The sequence below is a fragment of the Frateuria sp. genome, assembly GCF_035944355.1.
Taxonomy (GTDB): Bacteria; Pseudomonadota; Gammaproteobacteria; order Xanthomonadales; family Rhodanobacteraceae; genus Frateuria_A.
On record NZ_DASZBH010000010.1, the window covers coordinates 203,078 to 221,280 of the forward strand.

17 protein-coding genes are annotated in these 18,203 nt (G+C 69.9%); 9 read left to right on the forward strand and 8 right to left on the reverse strand.

Annotated features, from left to right (window positions below; all coding sequences use genetic code 11):
- Nucleotides 1-49 precede the first annotated feature (49 nt).
- Nucleotides 50-952, forward strand: a complete 903-nt coding sequence (cysD, locus tag VGU03_RS08300; RefSeq protein WP_327479915.1) for a sulfate adenylyltransferase subunit CysD — start codon at nt 50-52, stop codon at nt 950-952.
- An 11-nt stretch (nt 953-963) separates the two neighbouring features.
- Complete coding sequence (gene cysC, locus VGU03_RS08305) at nt 964-2,781, forward strand: adenylyl-sulfate kinase (protein ID WP_327479916.1); 1,818 nt, start codon at nt 964-966, stop codon at nt 2,779-2,781.
- Nucleotides 2,782-2,903: 122 nt separating this feature from the next.
- On the opposite strand, the gene VGU03_RS08310 is transcribed toward cysC, so the two are convergent.
- Nucleotides 2,904-4,760 (reverse strand): DEAD/DEAH box helicase, encoded by a 1,857-nt coding sequence (locus VGU03_RS08310; protein ID WP_327479917.1) that lies wholly within the window; start codon nt 4,758-4,760, stop codon nt 2,904-2,906.
- Nucleotides 4,761-4,910: 150 nt separating this feature from the next.
- Between VGU03_RS08310 and fghA the strand changes: the two genes are divergently transcribed.
- Nucleotides 4,911-5,759 carry an S-formylglutathione hydrolase gene (gene fghA / locus VGU03_RS08315; protein ID WP_327479918.1) on the forward strand — a complete coding sequence of 283 codons (849 nt, stop codon included), beginning with the start codon at nt 4,911-4,913 and terminating at the stop codon, nt 5,757-5,759.
- Complete coding sequence (locus tag VGU03_RS08320; RefSeq protein WP_327479919.1) at nt 5,756-6,304, forward strand: GNAT family N-acetyltransferase; 549 nt, start codon at nt 5,756-5,758, stop codon at nt 6,302-6,304. Before fghA ends, VGU03_RS08320 begins: the two co-directional genes overlap by 4 nt.
- 38 nt (nt 6,305-6,342) lie before the next feature.
- Here the strand turns inward: VGU03_RS08320 and VGU03_RS08325 are convergent, their stop codons facing one another.
- Both VGU03_RS08325 and VGU03_RS08330 read right to left on the reverse strand, forming a co-directional pair.
- A complete protein-coding gene (locus VGU03_RS08325) occupies nt 6,343-7,650 on the reverse strand; it encodes a DEAD/DEAH box helicase (protein WP_327479920.1) in 1,308 nt (435 codons plus the stop codon).
- Between the two features lie 171 nt (nt 7,651-7,821).
- Nucleotides 7,822-8,637 carry a class I SAM-dependent methyltransferase gene (locus VGU03_RS08330; protein ID WP_327479921.1) on the reverse strand — a complete coding sequence of 272 codons (816 nt, stop codon included), beginning with the start codon at nt 8,635-8,637 and terminating at the stop codon, nt 7,822-7,824.
- A 188-nt stretch (nt 8,638-8,825) separates the two neighbouring features.
- On the opposite strand from VGU03_RS08330, the gene VGU03_RS08335 reads away from it, so the two are divergent.
- Complete coding sequence (locus tag VGU03_RS08335) at nt 8,826-10,055, forward strand: MFS transporter (RefSeq protein WP_327479922.1); 1,230 nt, start codon at nt 8,826-8,828, stop codon at nt 10,053-10,055.
- Nucleotides 10,056-10,091: 36 nt separating this feature from the next.
- Nucleotides 10,092-10,577, forward strand: a complete 486-nt coding sequence (locus VGU03_RS08340) for a peptidylprolyl isomerase (protein ID WP_327479923.1) — start codon at nt 10,092-10,094, stop codon at nt 10,575-10,577.
- 171 nt (nt 10,578-10,748) lie between these two features.
- On the opposite strand, the gene VGU03_RS08345 is transcribed toward VGU03_RS08340, so the two are convergent.
- The gene (locus VGU03_RS08345) at nt 10,749-11,303 is read right to left on the reverse strand and encodes a C40 family peptidase (RefSeq protein ID WP_327479924.1); all 555 of its coding nucleotides are present in this window, start codon (nt 11,301-11,303) and stop codon (nt 10,749-10,751) included.
- 71 nt (nt 11,304-11,374) lie between these two features.
- Nucleotides 11,375-12,811 (reverse strand): hypothetical protein, encoded by a 1,437-nt coding sequence (locus tag VGU03_RS08350; RefSeq protein WP_327479925.1) that lies wholly within the window; start codon nt 12,809-12,811, stop codon nt 11,375-11,377.
- A gap of 93 nt (nt 12,812-12,904) precedes the next feature.
- Between VGU03_RS08350 and gorA the strand changes: the two genes are divergently transcribed.
- From gorA to VGU03_RS08365, 3 genes are all read left to right on the forward strand, one after another.
- On the forward strand, nt 12,905-14,260 hold the full coding sequence (gorA, locus tag VGU03_RS08355) for a glutathione-disulfide reductase (RefSeq protein WP_327479926.1): 1,356 nt from the start codon (nt 12,905-12,907) through the stop codon (nt 14,258-14,260).
- A 16-nt stretch (nt 14,261-14,276) separates the two neighbouring features.
- The gene (gene hutG, locus VGU03_RS08360; protein ID WP_327479927.1) at nt 14,277-15,059 is read left to right on the forward strand and encodes an N-formylglutamate deformylase; all 783 of its coding nucleotides are present in this window, start codon (nt 14,277-14,279) and stop codon (nt 15,057-15,059) included.
- A 182-nt stretch (nt 15,060-15,241) separates the two neighbouring features.
- Complete coding sequence (locus tag VGU03_RS08365) at nt 15,242-15,511, forward strand: hypothetical protein (RefSeq protein ID WP_327479928.1); 270 nt, start codon at nt 15,242-15,244, stop codon at nt 15,509-15,511.
- Between the two features lie 104 nt (nt 15,512-15,615).
- Here VGU03_RS08365 and VGU03_RS08370 read toward each other — a convergent pair whose 3' ends face one another.
- The 3 genes from VGU03_RS08370 to VGU03_RS08380 are packed head-to-tail and all read right to left on the reverse strand — an operon-like array spanning nt 15,616 to nt 18,182.
- The gene (locus tag VGU03_RS08370; RefSeq protein ID WP_327479929.1) at nt 15,616-16,038 is read right to left on the reverse strand and encodes a RidA family protein; all 423 of its coding nucleotides are present in this window, start codon (nt 16,036-16,038) and stop codon (nt 15,616-15,618) included.
- A complete protein-coding gene (gene can / locus VGU03_RS08375) occupies nt 16,035-16,703 on the reverse strand; it encodes a carbonate dehydratase (RefSeq protein ID WP_327479930.1) in 669 nt (222 codons plus the stop codon). Before can ends, VGU03_RS08370 begins: the two co-directional genes overlap by 4 nt.
- Nucleotides 16,704-16,715: 12 nt before the next feature.
- Nucleotides 16,716-18,182 (reverse strand): aldehyde dehydrogenase, encoded by a 1,467-nt coding sequence (locus tag VGU03_RS08380; RefSeq protein ID WP_327479931.1) that lies wholly within the window; start codon nt 18,180-18,182, stop codon nt 16,716-16,718.
- Nucleotides 18,183-18,203: the final 21 nt, after the last annotated feature.

The following is an 18,203-nucleotide window of genomic DNA, read 5'->3' on the forward strand; positions in this document are numbered from 1 at the left end:
CTAGCGTGCGCATTTCACCCGCGCCCGCGGGCCAGGAACGTGTCCATCCATGCAAGGCTTGTCCCATCTCGACGATCTGGAAGCGGAAAGCATCCAGATCCTGCGTGAAGTGTTCGCCTGTTTCCGCCGGCCGGTGATGCTCTATTCCATCGGCAAGGATTCCACCGTGCTGCTGCACCTGTTGCGCAAGGCCAGCCGGCCGGCGCGGCCGCCCTTGCCGCTGCTGCACGTGGACACCACCTGGAAGTTCCGCGAGATGATCGCCTTCCGCGACCGCGTCGCGGCCGAGGGCGACGTGCAGATGCTGGTGCACATCAACCAGGACGGCGTGCGCCAGGGCATCTCGCCGCTGACCCACGGCGCGGCGGTGCACACCGACGTGATGAAGACGCAAGCGCTCAAGCAGGCGCTGGACAAGTACGGGTTCGACGCGGCCATCGGCGGCGCACGCCGCGACGAGGAAAAGTCGCGCGCCAAGGAGCGCGTGTTCTCCTTCCGCAGCGCGCAGCATCGCTGGGATCCAAAGCAGCAGCGTCCCGAGCTGTGGCAGGCGTGGAACACGCGCATCCGCGAAGGGGAGAGCGTGCGTGTGTTTCCGCTGTCCAATTGGACCGAGCTGGACGTGTGGGAATACATCCGCCGCGAGAAGATCGAGGTGGTGCCGCTGTACTTCGCCGAGGCGCGGCCGGTGGTGATGCGCGACGGCGCCCTGATCATGGTCGACGACGCGCGCTTCGTGCTGCGCGAGGGCGAGCGCATCGAGCAGCGGCGCGTGCGCTTCCGCACGCTCGGCTGCTATCCGCTCACCGGCGCGATCGAGTCGCAGGCCGATACGCTGGACGCGATCATCGAGGAGATGCGCGCCTCGCGCAGTTCAGAGCGCCAGGGCCGCATCATCGACCACGACGGCGCGAGCTCGATGGAAAAAAAGAAGCAGGAGGGCTATTTCTGATGGCCGCCGGCATGCTTCGTTTCATCACCTGCGGCAGCGTGGACGACGGCAAGAGCACGCTGCTGGGCCGGCTGCTGTACGACGCCGGCATGCTCGCCGACGACCAGCTCGACGCGCTTCGCCGCGACAGCCGCAAGCGCGGCGGCGAGGCGCTGGATTTCGCGCTGGTCACCGACGGGCTGGATGCCGAGCGCGAGCAGGGCATCACCATCGACGTGGCCTGGCGCTACTTCCACACGGCGCGGCGCAACTTCATCGTGGGGGACTGTCCCGGCCACGAGCAGTACACGCGCAACATGGCCACCGGCGCATCGCAGGTGGACCTGGCGGTGGTGCTGGTCGATGCCCGCAAGGGCCTCCTGCCGCAGACGCGCCGGCACACCTACATCTGCGCGCTGCTCGGCATCCGCCGCGTCATCCTGGCGGTGAACAAGATGGACCTGGTCGGGCTGGATGCGGACGTCTACGCGTCCATCGTCGAACCCTACCGCGCACTGGCCGCCTCGATGGGCATCGAGGCGGTGAACGCATTGCCGGTGGTGGCGCCGGACGGCGACAACGTGGGCCTGCGCTCGGGCCGCATGCCCTGGTACCGGGGGCCCAGCCTGATCGAGCTGCTGGAGACGCTGGATGCGGAGGCGGCGGCGCCGCCGCATTTCCGCCTGCCGGTGCAGTGGGTCAACCGTCCCGACCAGCATTTCCGCGGCTACGCCGGCACGGTCTGCGGCGGACGCGTGGCGATCGGGGACGAGGTTTTGGTGCTGCCCGGCGGCCAGAGTGCGCGGGTCGAACGCATCGTCGGCCCGTCTGAAGACCTGACGGAGGCCAACAGCGGGCAGGCGGTCACGCTGTGCCTGGACCGCGAGCTCGACATCAGCCGCGGCGACGTGATCGCCGCCGCGGCGCAGCCTGCGCCGGTGGCCGACCAGTTCGGCTGCCACCTGGTCTGGTTCGGCGACGCGCCGCTGCTGCCCAACCGCAGCTACCTGCTGCGCCTGGGCACCGCGACGGTCAACGCGCGCGTGACCGCGATCAAGCACAAGGTCGACGTCAACACGCAGGCGCCGCTGGCGGCGCGGCGGCTGGAGCTCAACGAGGTGGGCTACTGCAACATCGACCTGGACCGGCCGATCGCGTTCGAGCGCTACGCCGACAACCGCACGCTGGGCGGCTTCATCCTGATCGACCGCCAGAGCAACGCCACGGTCGCCTGCGGCATGCTCGACTTCGCGCTGCACCGCGCGGCGAACATCCACTGGCAGCACACCGACGTGGACAAGGCCACCCGCGCGCTGGCCAAGGGCCAGCACCCGCTGTGCCTGTGGTTCACCGGTCTCTCCGGCGCGGGCAAGTCGACCATCGCCAACCTGGTCGAGCGCCGCCTGGCCGCGCAGGGCTATCACACCTACCTGCTGGACGGCGACAACCTGCGCCTGGGGCTCAACGTGGATCTGGGCTTCACCGCCGAGGCGCGCGTGGAGAATGTGCGCCGCGTGGCCGAGGTGGCGCAGCTGATGGTCGACGCCGGGCTGGTGGTGCTGGTGTGCGTGATCTCGCCGTTCGCCGGCGAGCGCGACTTCGCGCGCAGACGTTTCGCCGAAGGCGAGTTCGTCGAAGTGTTCGTGGACACGCCGCTGGCCGAGTGCGAGCAGCGCGACCCGAAGGGTCTCTACGCCAAGGCGCGGGCCGGACAGATCAGCAACTTCACCGGCATCGACTCGCCCTACGAGCGGCCGGTCGCGCCGGAGTTGCACCTGCATGCCGAAGGGCAGCGTGCGGAGCAACTGGCCGAACAGGTGCTTGGGTATCTGCAGGGACGGCTGGGGTAAGGGACCGGCGGCGCTTCGACTCCGCTTGCTGCGCAAGCTACGCTCAGCGCGAACGGTTCCCTGAGCCGTCCACCCTGAGCGTAGGCCGCAGGCCGGAGTCGAAGGGCCCGCGATCCGTCCTATTACTTCCGCCGCGGCGGTTTGCTACCCGGCCTTGGCTTGAACCCGCCCGGCCGCGGCCGCCGCGGCGGCGCCGAGCCCGCCGGCTCCTCGCTGCCGTCCCACTCGCTGATGTGCAGCTGCTGCTGGCTGACCCACACCTTCTTGAGGTGCTCGAACACCTCCTTGGGCATGCCTTCGGGCAGGTCGATCAGGCTGTAGTCGCCGCGGATGCTGACGCGGCCGATGAACTGGCTCTCCAGGCCGGCCTCGTTGGCGATCGCGCCGACGATGTTGCCCGGCTTGACGCCGTGTTCGTGGCCGACCTCGATGCGGTAGGTGCGCTTGCCCGGTTCCGGCGCGTTGTGCGGGCGCGGCGGGCGGTGCTCGAAACTGCGCGGCTCGCGCGATTCACGCGATTCACGCGGCTCGCGCGGCTCGCGCGGCTTGCGCTCGTGGCGCTCGCCGTCGTGTCCGCGCGGCTCGCGCGATGCATGCTCGCGCGGCGCGTACTCGCGCTTCGGCGGCGGGGTCAGCAACAGCGGGCGATCGCCCTGGACCAGGCGCGCCAGCGCCGCGGCGATCTCCAGCGCGGGCACGTTCTGTTCCTGCTCGTACTGCTCGATCAGGCGCTGGAAGTCCGCCAGGTCGTCCTGCGCCAGCGTGTCGGTGATGCGCTGCTTGAAGCGCGCGATGCGCACGTCGTTGACCGCCTCGACGGTGGGCAGCTTCATCTCCTCGATCGGCTGGCGCGTGGCGCGCTCGATCGTGCGCAGCATGCCCTTTTCCCTCGGCGTGACAAAAAGGATCGCCTCGCCGCTGCGCCCCGCGCGGCCGGTGCGGCCGATGCGGTGCACGTAGCTTTCGGTGTCGTAGGGGATGTCGTAGTTGAACACGTGGCTGATGCGCTCGACGTCCAGGCCGCGCGCGGCCACGTCGGTGGCCACCAGGATGTCGAGCTTGCCGTCCTTGAGCTGCTGGATCACCCGCTCGCGTTGTGGCTGGGCGATGTCGCCGTTGATCGCCGCGGCGGCCAGGCCGCGCGCGGTGAGCTTCTCGGCCAGTTCCTCGGTGGCCTGCTTGGTGCGCGCGAAGATGATCATCGCGTCGAACGGCTCGGCCTCCAGGATGCGGGTCAGCGCATCGAGCTTGTGCATGCCGCTGACGAACCAGTAGCGCTGGCGGATGTTGGCGGCGGTGGTGGTCTTGGCCTTGATCGTGACTTCGACCGGATCCTTCAGGTGCGCCTGGGCGATCTTGCGGATCGGCGCCGGCATGGTGGCCGAGAACAGCGCGACCTGGCGCTGCGGCGGCGTGGCTTCGAGCACCTTCTCGACGTCGTCGATGAAGCCCATGCGCAGCATCTCGTCGGCTTCGTCGAGCACCAGGTACTTGAGCTCGGACAGATCGAGAGTGTTCTTGTCCATATGGTCGATCACGCGGCCGGGCGTGCCCACCACCACGTGCACACCGCGGCGCAGCGCGTGCAGCTGCGGGCCGTAGCTTTGCCCGCCGTAGATCGGCAGCACCTGGAAACCGGGGATGTGCGCGGCGTAGCGCTGGAACGCTTCGGCCACCTGGATGGCCAGTTCGCGCGTGGGCGCCAGCACCAGCGCCTGCGGCTTGCCGGGCTTGGCCTCGATGCGCGAGAGGATCGGCAGCGCGAACGCGGCGGTCTTGCCGGTGCCGGTCTGCGCCTGGCCGAGCACGTCGCGGCCTTCCAGCAGCGACGGGATGGTCGCGGCCTGGATCGGCGAGGGCGACTCGTAGCCGACGTCGGCGAGCGCCTGCTGGACTTCGGGACGCAGCGCGAGCGCGGCAAAGCCGGCCGGCGCCGGGTCGTGCTCGGCCGGCGTGGGACCTGGGACAGGGGATGACATGGGAACCTCGGATATGGGCAGCGGCGAGCAAGGACGGCGCCGCGCGGGCGCGATATTCTAACAGGCTGGCCGGTGGGCCGTCGGTGTGAAGTACACGGTGCGTGGGCGGCCCGTGGTTATGATCGCGGGTTTGCGGGAAAGGAGCCGTGCATGGCGACCCTCGAGACGATCTCCGAGCAACGCTGCCACGGCGGCGTGCAAGGGTTCTACCGGCATGACTCGTCCGCCTGCGGCGGGCCGATGCGCTTCGCGCTCTACCTGCCGCCGCAGGCGACGAGACAGCGATGCCCATTGCTCTATTTCCTGGCAGGGCTGACCTGCACGGAAGAAACCGCGACGATCAAGGCGGGCGCGCAGCGGCTGGCCGCCGAACTGGGACTCGCGCTGGCGATGCCGGACACCAGTCCGCGCGATACCGGCCTGGAGGGCGCCACCGGCGACTGGGAGTTCGGCGAAGGCGCGGGCTTCTACCTCGATGCCACGCGGGCGCCGTGGTCGTCGCGCTTTCGAATGCGCAGCTACGTGGCCGAGGAATGGCCCGCGCTGCTGGCGGCGCATTTCCCGGTGGATGTGGAACGCGCGGGCGTGTGCGGCCATTCGATGGGTGGCCACGGCGCGCTCACCCTGGCGCTGGCCTACCCACGGCGCTACCGCTCGGTATCCGCGTTCGCTCCCATCGTGGCGCCGTCGCGGGTGCCGTGGGGCGAGAAGGCGTTCGCGCGCTACCTGGGCGAGGACCGGGACGCATGGGCCGGCTACGACGCCTGTGCGCTGGTGGGGCGGCAGGCCTTCCCCGGCACGATCCTGATCGACCAGGGCGAGGCGGACCGCTTTCTCCGCGCGCAACTGCGGCCGGAGCTGTTCGAGGAAGCGTGCGCCGAGGCCGGACAGCCACTGCTGCTGCGCCGGCATGCCGGCTACGACCACAGCTACTGGTTCATCGCCAGCTTCATCGACGACCACCTCCGCCACCACGCGCGGGCGCTGGGGCTGGCATGAGCGCACCGCGCCTGCGTACGGCGCGCACGCTCATCCGCCCGTTCGAGGCGGACGACGCGGCGCGGCTGCTCGACTACCGCTGCGCGAACCGGGCGCACCTGGCGCCATGGGAACCAACGCGCGAGGAGGCGTACTTCACCCTGGAGTCGTGCCGCGCCCGCATCGAGGAGGCGCGCGGGCTGGCGCGGACGGACCGGGGCTACCCGTTTGCCGTGCTGGCGCCTGACGAGAGCCGTCTGCTGGGATGCTTCAACTTCGCCAACGTGGTGCGTGGCGCCTTTCAGGCCTGCCACCTGGGCTATGGCATCGATGCCCGGGAACAGGGCAAGGGCCTGATGTCCGAGGCGCTGGGCGCAGGCCTGGCCTGGGCGTTCGGCGCGATGGGCCTGCACCGGGTGATGGCGAACTACATGCCGCGCAACGCGCACAGTGCCAGGCTGCTGGCGCGCCTGGGTTTCCGGCGCGAGGGCTACGCGCCGAAATACCTGAAGATCGCCGGCGTGTGGGAGGACCACGTGCTCACGGCGAAGCTGCGCGACGAATGAGGCGCACGGACCGGCGCGAGCGCCGGCCCGTGCATGGCTCAGGCCTTGGCCGCCGGACGCCCGCGGCGCTGGCGCTTGCGATTGCCTTCGGCTGGGCGCTCGCCGGCGTGCGACGGGGCGCCATGCTGCTGGCGATGCACCTGCGGGCGGGACGGACGTTGCTGGCGCTGGCCCTGCACCGGGCGTGGCGCGCCGGCATCCAGGCGCAGCGGCGCGGAAGGCTCGAAGCCGGGCACGTCGCTGATCGCGATCTCCTGCTTGAGCAGCTTGCGGATGTCGCGCAGCAGGCCCGATTCGTCATGGCTGACCAGCGACACGGCCATCCCCTCGGAGCCGGCGCGGCCGGTGCGGCCGATGCGGTGCACGTAATCCTCGGCGACCATCGGCAGGTCGTGATTGATCACCATCGGCAACTGGTCGATGTCGATGCCGCGGGCGGCGATGTCGGTGGCCACCAGCACGGTGATGCGGCCGCTCTTGAAGTCGCCCAGCGCCTTGGTGCGCGCGTTCTGGCTCTTGTTGCCATGGATCGCCGCGGCGCGCATGCCGGACGCTTCCAGGAACTTCACCAGCTTGTCGGCGCCGTGCTTGGTGCGGCTGAACACCAGGCTCTGGCGACGGCTGTCCTGCGAGAGCACGTGCAGCAGCAGGTCGCGCTTGCGCGCGGCGTCGACCGGATGCACATGGTGGGAGACCAGCGGCGCGACGGTGTTGGGCGGCGTCACCGAGACCTCGCGCGGCGAGCGCATGAACTGCATCGCCAGCGCCTTGATCGGCTCGGCGAAGGTCGCCGAGAACAACAGCGTCTGGCGCTGCCTGGGCAGCGCGGTGAGGATGCGCTTGATCGCCGGCAGGAAGCCCATGTCGAGCATGCGGTCGGCCTCGTCCAGCACCAGCACCTCGACGCCGGACAAATCGACCGAACGTTGCTGCATGTGATCGATCAGCCGGCCGGGCGTGGCGATCACCACGTCCACGCCGCGGCGCAGCGCCTGCATCTGCGGACCCATGCCGACGCCGCCGAAGATGGTGGTGCTGGAGACGCGCAGGTGCTTGCCGTAGTCGCGCAGGTTGTCGTGCACCTGGGCGGCCAGCTCGCGCGTCGGTGTCAGCACCAGCGCACGCGGGCGGCGGGTCTGCGTGGCGCCGGCGGTGGAAAGGTGCTGCAGCAGCGGCAGTGCGAAGGCGGCGGTCTTGCCGGTGCCGGTCTGCGCGGCGGCCAGCAGGTCGTGGCCTTCCAGCACCAGCGGGATGGCGCCGGCCTGGATCGGGGTGGGCTGCGTGTAGCCCTGCTCGGCGAGCGCGCGCAGCAACGCGGGCGCAAGGCCCAGCGATTCGAAAGACATGAGAACACTCCTGTGCAACCCGGAGCGTCTGTCAGAACCGCGTTGCGATAGATGGGGAAGGGGCGGCGGGTGCCGCAACGGCTACGAAGCCGTGCGCGCAGCATAGCACGCTTACGGTCCGCTCACGGGCGCGCCCGTGGAGGCTTGCGCGGCGGCGTGAGTGGTGACCGCTCAGCGAGGCCGTTGCGCGACGATCAGATAGCTGTTGAACGGCGTGCGTCCCCACAACGGCGCGAGCGTGGTGGTGAGGCCGGCCCGCTCGAGCGGCCCGGTGATCTCCAGCGCGGTCGGATAGTGGTCGGCTCTCACGCGCATCCAGCCGGTGGCATGCAGCACGTGCTCTTCCAGCACGGTGGCGTGGAAGCGCCAGTGCTTCTCGCGCAGCACGTTGCGGATCATCAGTTGCGCGCCGGGCGCGACGTGGCCGGCGAGCTGGGTGAGCAGCGCGGGTTGGCGGGCGGCCGGCAGGTAGTGCAGCACGTCCAGCAGGCAGACGTGGCCGCGGAAGTCCGGCAGGTCGGCGACGTCCGCGCAGCGCAGGTCCAGCGCGTCCTCGATCGAGGCGGCGGCGTGCCGGCCGGCAGCGATCTTGCGTTCGTCGTGGTCGATGCCGACGTAGCCGCGCAGCACGCCGCAACCGTGCAGGTAGTGGCCCAGCAGCCCCATGCCGCAGCCCACGTCCAGCAGCGGAAAGGGCGAGGATTCCTGCAGCAGCTGCGCGACCGCCGCGTAGACCGGATCGCCGGCCAGCTTGCCGCGCACGTACTGGCGCTGGTTGAAATGAGGGAAGCGGGCGGTCAGCGTGGCCCGCATCGACCGCCCCAGGCGATAGCGTGGCCGCACCGTCAAGGCGAGGGCCTTGGCCTGGTGGCGGCAGGCGCCGTAGTGCGCGCCATACGTCGAAGGAACGATGGCAGCATGCGCGTGCTCCGAGGACGGGAGGCCAGTATAGGTGGCCGCCAGCGTATGGATGTGCAAGGGATGCATGCGCCCGACCGGGAAGCGGCCCGGCACGCGCGACTGTGAAAAAGCCCGCCCGGTGCCGGCCCCTTTGGTGCGGCCCCGGGGGCGAGGACGGTCTTCCGGCGGGCGGCCATCCTGTCGCACCACCGGGCGGCTGCTCGCACGGGACCGCGTGCTAGCCTGATCGCTGGTCGATGCGGGGGAGCCGCTGCATGAGTGTCCTGTCCACGTTGCGCGAGCTGGACCGCGACCAGCGCCACACGGTGCTGGCCAGCTTCCTGGGCTGGACGCTGGACGCCTTCGACTATTTCCTGTTGACCTTCGTGATCGTCGGCGTGGCGCGCGAGTTCGGCGTCGACAAGGCCCAGGTGACGCTCGCGCTGCTGCTCACGCTTGCGGCGCGGCCGCTGGGCGCGCTGATCTTCGGACGGCTGGCCGATCGCTACGGGCGCCGGCCGATCCTGATGCTGGACGTGGTGCTGTTCTCGTTGTTCGAACTGGCGACCGCTTTTTCCACCTCGCTCGCCATGTTGCTGGTGCTGCGTTTCCTGTTCGGCATCGCGATGGGCGGCGAATGGGGCATCGGCGCCTCGCTCGCCATGGAATCGATTCCGCCGAAGGCGCGCGGCATCGTTTCGGGCCTGCTGCAGAGCGGCTACCCCTGCGGCTTCTTCCTCGGCGCGCTGGCCAACTGGCTGCTGATCGACCACGTTGGCTGGCGCGGCTTGTTCGTGGTGGGCGCGGCGCCGGCCTTGCTGGTGCTGTACATCCGCCGCAAGGTGCCCGAGTCGCCGGTATGGCAGCAGCAGCGGCATACGCCACGGCGCGGCGTGCGCGAGGCCATGCGCAGGCACTGGAAGCTGGCGCTTTACCTGATGCTGCTGATGACCGCGTTCAACATGTTCAGTCATGGCTCGCAGGACCTCTATCACACCTTCGAGGAGGTGGACTTGCACCTGCCGACGGGGTCGGGCGCAGCCTTCGTGCTGGTGGCGCTGTTGAACCTGGGCGCGCTGGTCGGCGGGCTGTTCTTTGGCGCGCTGTCCGAGCGCATCGGCCGGCGGCGGGCGATCGTGATCGCCGCCCTGCTGTCGATACCGGTCATCCCGTTGTGGATGTACGGCGGCACGCTGGCGCTCTACGGCGCTGGCGCATTCCTGATCCAGGTGATGGTGCAGGGCGCCTGGGGCGTGGTGCCAACGCACCTCAACGAGCTTTCGCCCGACCACGTGCGCGGCACGCTGCCGGGCTTCGCCTACCAGGCCGGCAACCTGCTGGCCGCCGTCACGGCCACCGCGCAGGCGTGGATCGCCAGGGCGCACGGCGGCGACTACGCCTTCGCCATGTCGACCTGGATCGCGGTGGTGGCGGTGCTGCTGGCGCTGTTGGCCTGGCTCGGGCCCGAAGCGCGCGGCGTGGGCTTTGGCCGGGCGCGGGACTGATAGAATCCCGTCCTTTGCACTCCAGCGAGACAGGCAATGAAGGCAGGCAAGGACAAGGTCATCGCGTTCCACTACACGCTCACGGTGGACGGCGAGAAGGTGGAGAGCTCGCGCGACAACGGCGAGCCGTTGTGGATCCTGCTCGGCCACGGGCAGCTCATCAGCGGCCTGGAGAAGGCGCTGGACGGCCACGAGGCGGGCGACACGCTAGCCGTGGACATCGCGCCGGCCGAGGGCTACGGCGAGCGCGAGGAAGGCCGCATCCAGCGCGTGCCGAAGAAGTACTTCCAGCAGGCGGCCAGGCTCAAGCCCGGCATGACCACGGTGCTGGCGCTCAAGGAAGGCGGCCACCGCGCGGTCACCGTGCACAAGGTCGGCATGAGCACCGTCGACGTAGACGTCAATCATCCGATGGCCGGCAAGACGCTGCACTTCGACGTGGCGATCGAGGAAGTGCGCGACGCCACCGAGGACGAGATCAAGCACGGCCACGCGCATCCGCCGGGCCAGGAAGCGCACTGAGGCGCACTTTGGACGATAACGAAAACGGCGCCCCGGGGCGCCGTTCTCCTTTGCACCTTCTCCCCTCCGGGGAGAAGGTTGGGATGAGGGGTCATTCTGGCCTCGGCCTGCTTTTGGCCCTCTACTCCGAGTAAAAGGCCGAGCCCACCCCGCGGCGGCCAGCCTTTCTTTCTAATCCAGCAACCGCTTGCCGAACGCGAAATGGTCGCGCCAGTACGGCCCGTCGATGTCGTCCATGCGCACCGTGCCGCCGCTGTTGGGCGCGTGCACGAAGCGCCCCTTGCCCACGTACACGCCGACATGGCTGATGTCGCCGCCGATGTCGAAGAACACCAGGTCGCCGCTGGCCAGGTCGGCCATGCGCCTGACCTTGCGGCCGTCCACGCGCGCCATCTCGCGCGAGGCGTGCGGCAGCAGGATGTCCGCTGCCTGCCGGTAGATGTAGTCGACCAGGCCGCTGCAGTCGAAGCCGCCTTGGGGCGTGTTGCCGCCCCAGTGGTAAGGGGTGCCGACCAGCGCGATCGCGCGAAACAGCACGTCGTTGGCGGTGGCCGCGCTGGCCGCCGAGGGCGCCCGTGCGGGCAGGTTCGCCAGCGCGGAATGCGAGTCGCGGAAGGTGGGTTCCGGCCGGCGCGGATGGCTGGCGCAGGCGGCGAGCAGCAGGGTTGCCGCGATGGCCACGAGGCGCACGGGCGTCCTGGCGCAAAGGCGGGCGGCGGCAGTCATGGCGACCTCGGCTTTTGTTTTTCTTGAGCTTAGCCAATCAATGGCTTGCGTCAAGTTGCTGAGACGATGGCTTAGTTCGCGCTGGCCACCTGCAGGGCCCGCTCGCTCAACACCTTCCCCTCGGGGCCGACGCCGCGCACGCGGTACGCGCCCGGCTGCAGCCACAGCACGTTGGCCGGGCCGTGCTCCAGGAAGACGTAGCGGTCCGCCGCCACGGCATCGTCGGATTCGGCGGCCAGGCGGGCCTCGACCAGGCAAGGGAATCGCTGGTCGCAGATCTCGGGGCCGATCGCCACGGGCACGCGCCGCCCGTCCAGTGCCAGCCAACCCGGGCGATGGCCGTCGGCGGCCGGCGGCAAGGCGACGAAGGACTGACCGCCGACGTTGACCGATACCACCCGGTCGCGCGCGTAGGAGCTGATCCGGTCGCTGGCCGGCGGCAGGATCACGTTGACGTCGTACAGCCGCGGCCGGGCGCTCCACAAGCCGCCGTCCTTCGCATTGCGCAGCACGATCGGCCCGCGTGGGTGGAACTGGGCCACGATCTGGCTGTAGGCGTCGCGCAGCGGGCGGCGCGAGTCCCTGGTCGGGGTCAGCAGGGTTTCCGGCTTGCCGCGCAACGCCTCGTCGTTGCGCACGGCGCTGACCACCGCGCGGGAGGCCTGCAGCTCGTTGTAGGGCTCGTCCTCGTGTACGTCGGTCATGTCGACGCTCAGGATGTCCAGGCCGGAGAGCCGGTGCAGGTGTTCGGCCATCGGCTGGACCGATCCCAGGCGTCCGGGCGCCTTGTCGATATGGGCGTACCCGGCATGCACCAACAGCTTCGCCTGCGGATCGCCGGACAGCACCTTTTCGTAGAGCGTGCGGGCCTGCGATTGCTCGCGTTGCTGCGGGCTGCTTTGAGCCGGATCGTAGGGGACCAGCACGTAGCCCAGGCGCAGGGCTTCGCGCACGATCTGGCCGTACACCGGTTCGCGCAGGTATTCGGTGCCGCTGGCCGCCACCGGGTAGCCGCGCTTGCGCAGGCTGTCGCCGTCCTCGATCAGCGCTTCGATCGCCAGGTGGGTGAAGCCGAGCGCGCGCAGGCGCGGCAGCAGTTCGAGCGTGAGCAGCCGGGTGTGCGCGTCGTGGTGCGCCTCATTGACCATCACCACCCGGTGCGGCGCGGCGAGGCCGGCAATGGCCTCGACCGCATCGGCGGCTTCCCAGGTGGGCGGCGCGGGCGCCGCGATGTCGTCCGGCAGCCGCGACTTCAACGGGAAATCCCGTACCGCCTCGCCATAGAGCCCCAGCTCGCTCTCGCTGAAGGCCAGGTACTGGCGCGCCACCATCGCATCGGCCGGCGCAAGCCGGGGCAAGGTCTGCAGCAGGTAGCAGTAGCGCCCCAGCTCGTTCGGGTCGCGCATGGCCTCGAACAGCTGCCGGGTGGAGAGCTTGCCGGCCGGAGCGGCATGCAGCGATGCGGCAGCCAGGACGCAGGCCATGGCGACGAAACGGCGTGACCTCATGCGACGACTCCCCCGGGGCGGCCTCAGGCCAGACTAGATTTCGGCCGCCATCCGGGCAAGGGCCATTCACGCCTGCCGGGCGGCGCCGCGGGCATGCTGGGCAATATGGACGGCGATTTCGACCTCATCGTGCTGGGTGCCGGTTCCGGCGGCCTGACGGTGGCGCAGCGGGCGGCCCGTTATGGCGCGAAGGTGGCGCTGTTCGAGCCGCGCGCGCCGGGCGGCACCTGCGTCAACCTGGGCTGCGTGCCCAAGAAGGCGCTGTGGTTCGCCGCGCAACTGGCGCAGGCCCGGTCGCTCGCCACGGACTACGGGTTCGGGCCGGCGCCCGGCGGGCTGGACTGGGAACGCTTCCGCGGCCTGCGCGAGCGCTACATCGAGGGCATCCGCCAGCGCTACGCGCAGCGCCTGGAAGAGGCAGGCGTGCGCTGGATCGGCACGGCGGCCCGCCTGGCCTCGCACGACAGCGTCGAAGCCGCCGGCAGGCGCTATCGCGCGCCGCAGATCGTCATCGCCACCGGCGCGCGGCCACGGCGGTTGGCGCTGCCGGGTTTCGAACTCGGCATGGTCTCGGACGACGTGTTCGCCTTGCGCGCCGCCCCGCGCTCGATCGGCATCGTCGGCGCCGGTTACGTGGCGGTGGAATTCGCCTGCCTGCTGCGTGCGCTCGGTTGCGAGGTGGAACTGCTCGTCCGCAAGCAGCCCCTCGCCGGCTTCGACGCGGAACTGGTGCAGGCGCTGGCCGCGCAGATGCGCGGGCAGGGCATCCGCATCACGGCGGAAAGCAACGTGACCGGCGCGCGCGGCACGGCGGGCGCGCTGTTGCTGGACGATGCCCATGGCGCGGCGCATGGCCCCTACGATGCGGTGCTGTGGGCGGTCGGGCGCACGCCCAACAGCGAGGCGCTCGGATTGGAGGAGGTCGGCGTCGCGCGCGATCCCAAGGGCTACATCGAGGTGGACGCGCACCAGAACACCAGCGTGCCGGGCGTCATGGCCATCGGCGACGTCACCGCCTGCCCGGCGCTCACCCCGGTGGCGGTGGCCGCGGGCTACGCCCTGGTCGAGCGCTTGTTCGGCGGGCAGCCGCAGTCGCAGTTCGACTATCGGGCGATCCCCACCGTGGTCTTCGCCGACCCGCCGCTGGGCATGATCGGCCTCGCCGAGGCGCAAGCCCGCGCCCGCCACGGCGACGCCGTGCGGGTCTACCGCAAGCGCTTCGTGCCCCTGCAACTGGCCCTCGCCGGGCAGGACACGCCCACCGTGATGAAACTGGTCTGCGCCGGCGACGACGAACGCGTGCTCGGCCTGCACGTGCTGGGCCCCGGCGCGGACGAAATGCTGCAGGGCTTCGCCGTGGCCATGCGCAAGGGGCTCACGCGGCGCGAGCTGCGCAGCGCCGTGGCGATCCATCCGACCTCGTCCGAGGAACTGCTGCTGATGCACTAGCCGCTACACTGCGCCGATGGACATCTATCGCCTCGAAGCCGGTGTCGCGCCCCTGCTGATCAGCCTGCCGCACGACGGCAGCCACATCCCCGACGAGATCGCCGCGCGCATGCGGCCGTCGGCGCGGCGCTCGCCCGATACCGACTGGCACGTGGCCCGACTTTACGAGCCGCTCGCGCAGGCGCTGGGCGCGAGCCTGCTGCGCCCGCTGGCCTCGCGCTACGTGATCGACCTCAACCGTCCGGCCGACGGCCACGCGCTGTACCCGGGCCGGCGCGAGACCGGACTGGTATCCACCATCGGCTTCGACGGGGAACCCCTTTACGTGGCGGCGGACGGCGAGCCGGATGCGGCTGAAGTTCAACGCCGCGTGAACGGTTATTGGCGGCCTTATCACGAGGCGCTGCAGCAGGAACTTGCGAGATTGAAGGCGCGGCACGGCCGCGTGGTGCTGTGGGAGGGCCACTCGATCCGCAGCATGGTGCCCATGCTGTTCGACGGGCGCCTGCCCGACCTGAACCTGGGCACGGCTGACGGCGCCAGCTGTTCGCCTGCGCTGCGGCGGCGCCTGCGGTCGGTGCTCGAAGGGCAGGAAGCGTACAGCTTCGTGGTCGACGGCCGGTTCAAGGGCGGCTACATCACGCGCCACTACGGACGTCCGGACGACGGGATCGAGGCCGTGCAGCTGGAGCTTGCGCAGTGCAACTACATGGACGAGGCGAGTTTTGCCTGGGACGAGGCGAAGGCCACGCAGCTGCGCCGGACGATCGAGCCGCTGCTGCGCGCCTGCCTGGCCTGACGCAAGTTCCTGCGCGAAAGCGGCGGTGTTCGTCAAGTCAAGAGCCCGATGGCAGGCGCGTGGGTCCGGCGGCCCGGTTATTCAGTCGCCATATCTCGCCGCGGGCACATCGTGGTTTCGCCGCGCCGCCCGTGGTGCCGGGTTCCGGCCGGGTCCGCGGCGTTCTCAGCGAGGTTTTCCATATGCGCAAGCTTGTGATCGCTTCCCTGCTCGTGGCGGGTGTGGCTCTTTCCGGTGTTGTGCTGGCCCAAGACACTGCCCCAAAGGCGGCAGCGACCAAGACCGAGCAGAACGCCGCTCCCGCGACCAACACCGAGCAGAGCGCCACTCCCGCGACCAAGACCGCGTCGACCACGGCTCCGGCCTCCAAGAAGACGATGGGGCATCACCATCACCATCATCACTCCCACAAGGCCAAGAAGGCGGCCGATACCGGCTCCGGCGCCAAGTAAGAAGATCCGGCCTGAGAAGATCCGGCCTGAGAAGATCCGGCCTGATCCTTCGGGCCCCGCCAGCCAGCTGGCGGGGCCTTTCTTTTCTCCAGGCGCCCTTTTCTTCAGGCGCCGGCCAGGGCCGCCACGCACTTGAGTTCGATCGCGATGGGCGTCGGCAGCGCGCTGACGCCAAGCGTGGTGCGGCAGGCGTCCACGCCGGCGAAATGCTCGGCGTAAAGCTTGTTGTAGACCGGGAAATCGCGTGCCATGTCGGTGAGGAACACGGTCACGTCGACCAGCTCTTCCCAGCGCGCGCCGCTGGCCTCCAGTACCGCGCGCACGTTGGCGAACACCTGGCGGCACTGCGCTTCGATGTCGTAGGCGGCCAGGCTGCCGTCGTGGTCGTAGACATTGCCCGGCACCTTGTCGGTACCCGGTTCGCGCGGGCCCACGCCGGAGAGGAACAGCAGGTTGCCCACGCGCCGCGCATGCGGGTAGGCGCCCACCGGCGCGGGCGCGGCGTCGGTGCGGATGCCCCCGCTCATCCCTGCGCCTGCCAGCGTTCGGCCATGCCCTCGAGCGCGCGACGGTAGGCATCGCCCATGTCGTCACGGCCGGTGACCACCAGCCCCAGGTCGTGCATGTGGCCGTCGGTGAGGCCGTAGATCCAGGCATGCACGGCCAGCTTCTGGCCGCGTTCCCAGGCGTCCTGCACGATGCTGGTACCGCATACGTTGAGTGCCTGCTCGATGGCGTTGAGCTCGCAAAGACGGTCGTGGCGCGCCGCGAAGGGCACCTCCGCGAGCAGTGCGTCTTCGTGCTTGAACGCCACGTCCTTCACATGGCGCAGCCAGTTGTCGATCAGGCCGAGCTTGTCCTTGCGCAGGACCGCGCCCACGCCACCGCAGCCGTAGTGGCCCACGACCAGGATGTGCTCGACCTTGAGCACGTCCACCGCGAACTGGATCGTGCTGAGCGCGTTGAGGTCGGTGTGCACCACCACGTTGGCCACGTTGCGATGGACGAAGATCTCGCCCGGCGGCAGGTCGACGATCTGCGTGGCCGGCACGCGCGAATCGGAGCAGCCGATCCACAGGTACTTGGGCGCCTGCTGCTGCGACAACTGCTCGAAGAAGTGCGGATCGGCGGCGGTGACGCTGGCGGCCCAGCGGCGGTTGTTGGCGAGCAGCTCTTTCAAGGTGTGCGGCATGGCGGTTCCCGTTCAGTAGCGGATACAAACGTTTTTCGGTTCGGTGAAGAAGGCCAGCGCCTCGGCGCCGCCCTCGCGGCCCAGGCCCGACTGCTTCACGCCGCCGAACGGCGTGCGCAGATCGCGCAGCAGCCAGCAGTTGGTCCAGACGATGCCGAAGTCCAGCGCGGCGGCCACGCGGTGGGCGCGGGAGAGATCCTGCGTCCACAGCGAGGCGGCCAGCCCGTAGGCGCTGGCGTTGGCCAGTGCCACGGCCTCGGCTTCGTCCGCGAACGGGATCAGGCTCACCACCGGGCCGAAGATCTCGGTCTGGTTGGTGCGCGCGGCGTTGGGCAATCCCTCGAGAACGGTGGGCGCGACGAACCAGCCGTTGGCGCAGCGACCGGAAAGGCGCACCGCCTCGCCGCCGCACAGCACGGTGGCGCCGTCGGCGCGGGCCTGGGCGATACAGCCCATGACCTTGTCGAAGTGGGGCCGGGAGACCAGCGCGCCGAGCTGGGTCGACGGCAGGTCCGGGTCGCCGACGACCAGCCGCCGCACGCGCTCCAGGTAGCGCTCGCGGAAGCGCTCGTAGATCGATCGCTGCACCAGCAGGCGCGAACCGCACAGGCAGATCTCGCCCTGGTTGGCGAAGCCCGAGCGCACGATGGTGTCGAGGTTGGCGTCGCAGAGGTCGGCATCGGCAAACACGATCGCCGGGTTCTTGCCGCCCATCTCCAGCGACAGCTTCTTGAACCGCGGCGCGGCGGCCGCGGCGATGGCGGCGCCGGTGGCGGTACTGCCGGTGAAGGAGATCGCCTTGACCTGCGGGTGTTCGACCAGCGGTTGCCCGACGCTCGGACCCCGGCCTTGCACGATGTTGAGCACGCCTGGCGCAAAGCCGGCCTGGATGCTCAGTTCAGCCAGTCGCGCGGCGGTGCAGGGGGTGACCTCGGAGGGCTTGGCCACGACCGCGTTGCCGGCGGCGAGCGCGGGCGCGATCTTCCAGGTGAACAGGTACAGCGGCAGGTTCCACGGGCTGATGCAGCCGACCACGCCCAGCGGCTGGCGCAAGGTGTAGTTGATCGCGCCGGCATCCGGCCGCCCGAGCGCCATCGTGTGCGACTCGCTGCCCCAGCCCTGGATGGCGGCGGCGAAGTAGCGCAGGTTGCTCACCGCGCGCGGGATGTCGAGGCTGCGCGCGAGCGCCAGTGGCTTGCCGCTGTCGCGCGATTCGAGCGCGGCGAACGCTTCCAGGTCCTGCTCGATGAGGTCGGCGAGGCGCGAGAGCAGGCCCGCACGCTGCTCGATCGACGTCTGCGACCAGGCCGCGGCGGCGCGGTGGGCGGCCGCCACGGCATCGGCCACGTCGTCGCCGTCGGAATCGGGGCAGTGTGCGAACACCTCGCCGGTGGCCGGTTCGTACACATCGAGCCAGCGGTCCGCGCGCGCAGCCACCAGGCGACCATCGATCAGATTGGCGAGGCGCAGGGAAGGCATCCGGACAAGCTTACGACCTGG

Coding starts and splice junctions, on each gene's coding strand:
- VGU03_RS08325 (WP_327479920.1), bottom strand. CDS start 7,650: ATGTCTTTCGAATCGCTGGGCCTTGCGCCCGCGTTGCTGCGCGCGCTC.
- fghA (WP_327479918.1), top strand. CDS start 4,911: ATGGCGACCCTCGAGACGATCTCCGAGCAACGCTGCCACGGCGGCGTG.
- VGU03_RS08345 (WP_327479924.1), bottom strand. CDS start 11,303: ATGACTGCCGCCGCCCGCCTTTGCGCCAGGACGCCCGTGCGCCTCGTG.
- can (WP_327479930.1), bottom strand. CDS start 16,703: ATGCCGCACACCTTGAAAGAGCTGCTCGCCAACAACCGCCGCTGGGCC.
- VGU03_RS08335 (WP_327479922.1), top strand. CDS start 8,826: ATGAGTGTCCTGTCCACGTTGCGCGAGCTGGACCGCGACCAGCGCCAC.
- VGU03_RS08340 (WP_327479923.1), top strand. CDS start 10,092: ATGAAGGCAGGCAAGGACAAGGTCATCGCGTTCCACTACACGCTCACG.
- cysD (WP_327479915.1), top strand. CDS start 50: ATGCAAGGCTTGTCCCATCTCGACGATCTGGAAGCGGAAAGCATCCAG.
- gorA (WP_327479926.1), top strand. CDS start 12,905: ATGCTGGGCAATATGGACGGCGATTTCGACCTCATCGTGCTGGGTGCC.
- VGU03_RS08380 (WP_327479931.1), bottom strand. CDS start 18,182: ATGCCTTCCCTGCGCCTCGCCAATCTGATCGATGGTCGCCTGGTGGCT.
- VGU03_RS08350 (WP_327479925.1), bottom strand. CDS start 12,811: ATGAGGTCACGCCGTTTCGTCGCCATGGCCTGCGTCCTGGCTGCCGCA.
- VGU03_RS08320 (WP_327479919.1), top strand. CDS start 5,756: ATGAGCGCACCGCGCCTGCGTACGGCGCGCACGCTCATCCGCCCGTTC.
- VGU03_RS08330 (WP_327479921.1), bottom strand. CDS start 8,637: ATGCATCCCTTGCACATCCATACGCTGGCGGCCACCTATACTGGCCTC.
- cysC (WP_327479916.1), top strand. CDS start 964: ATGCTTCGTTTCATCACCTGCGGCAGCGTGGACGACGGCAAGAGCACG.
- VGU03_RS08370 (WP_327479929.1), bottom strand. CDS start 16,038: ATGAGCGGGGGCATCCGCACCGACGCCGCGCCCGCGCCGGTGGGCGCC.
- VGU03_RS08365 (WP_327479928.1), top strand. CDS start 15,242: ATGCGCAAGCTTGTGATCGCTTCCCTGCTCGTGGCGGGTGTGGCTCTT.
- VGU03_RS08310 (WP_327479917.1), bottom strand. CDS start 4,760: ATGTCATCCCCTGTCCCAGGTCCCACGCCGGCCGAGCACGACCCGGCG.
- hutG (WP_327479927.1), top strand. CDS start 14,277: ATGGACATCTATCGCCTCGAAGCCGGTGTCGCGCCCCTGCTGATCAGC.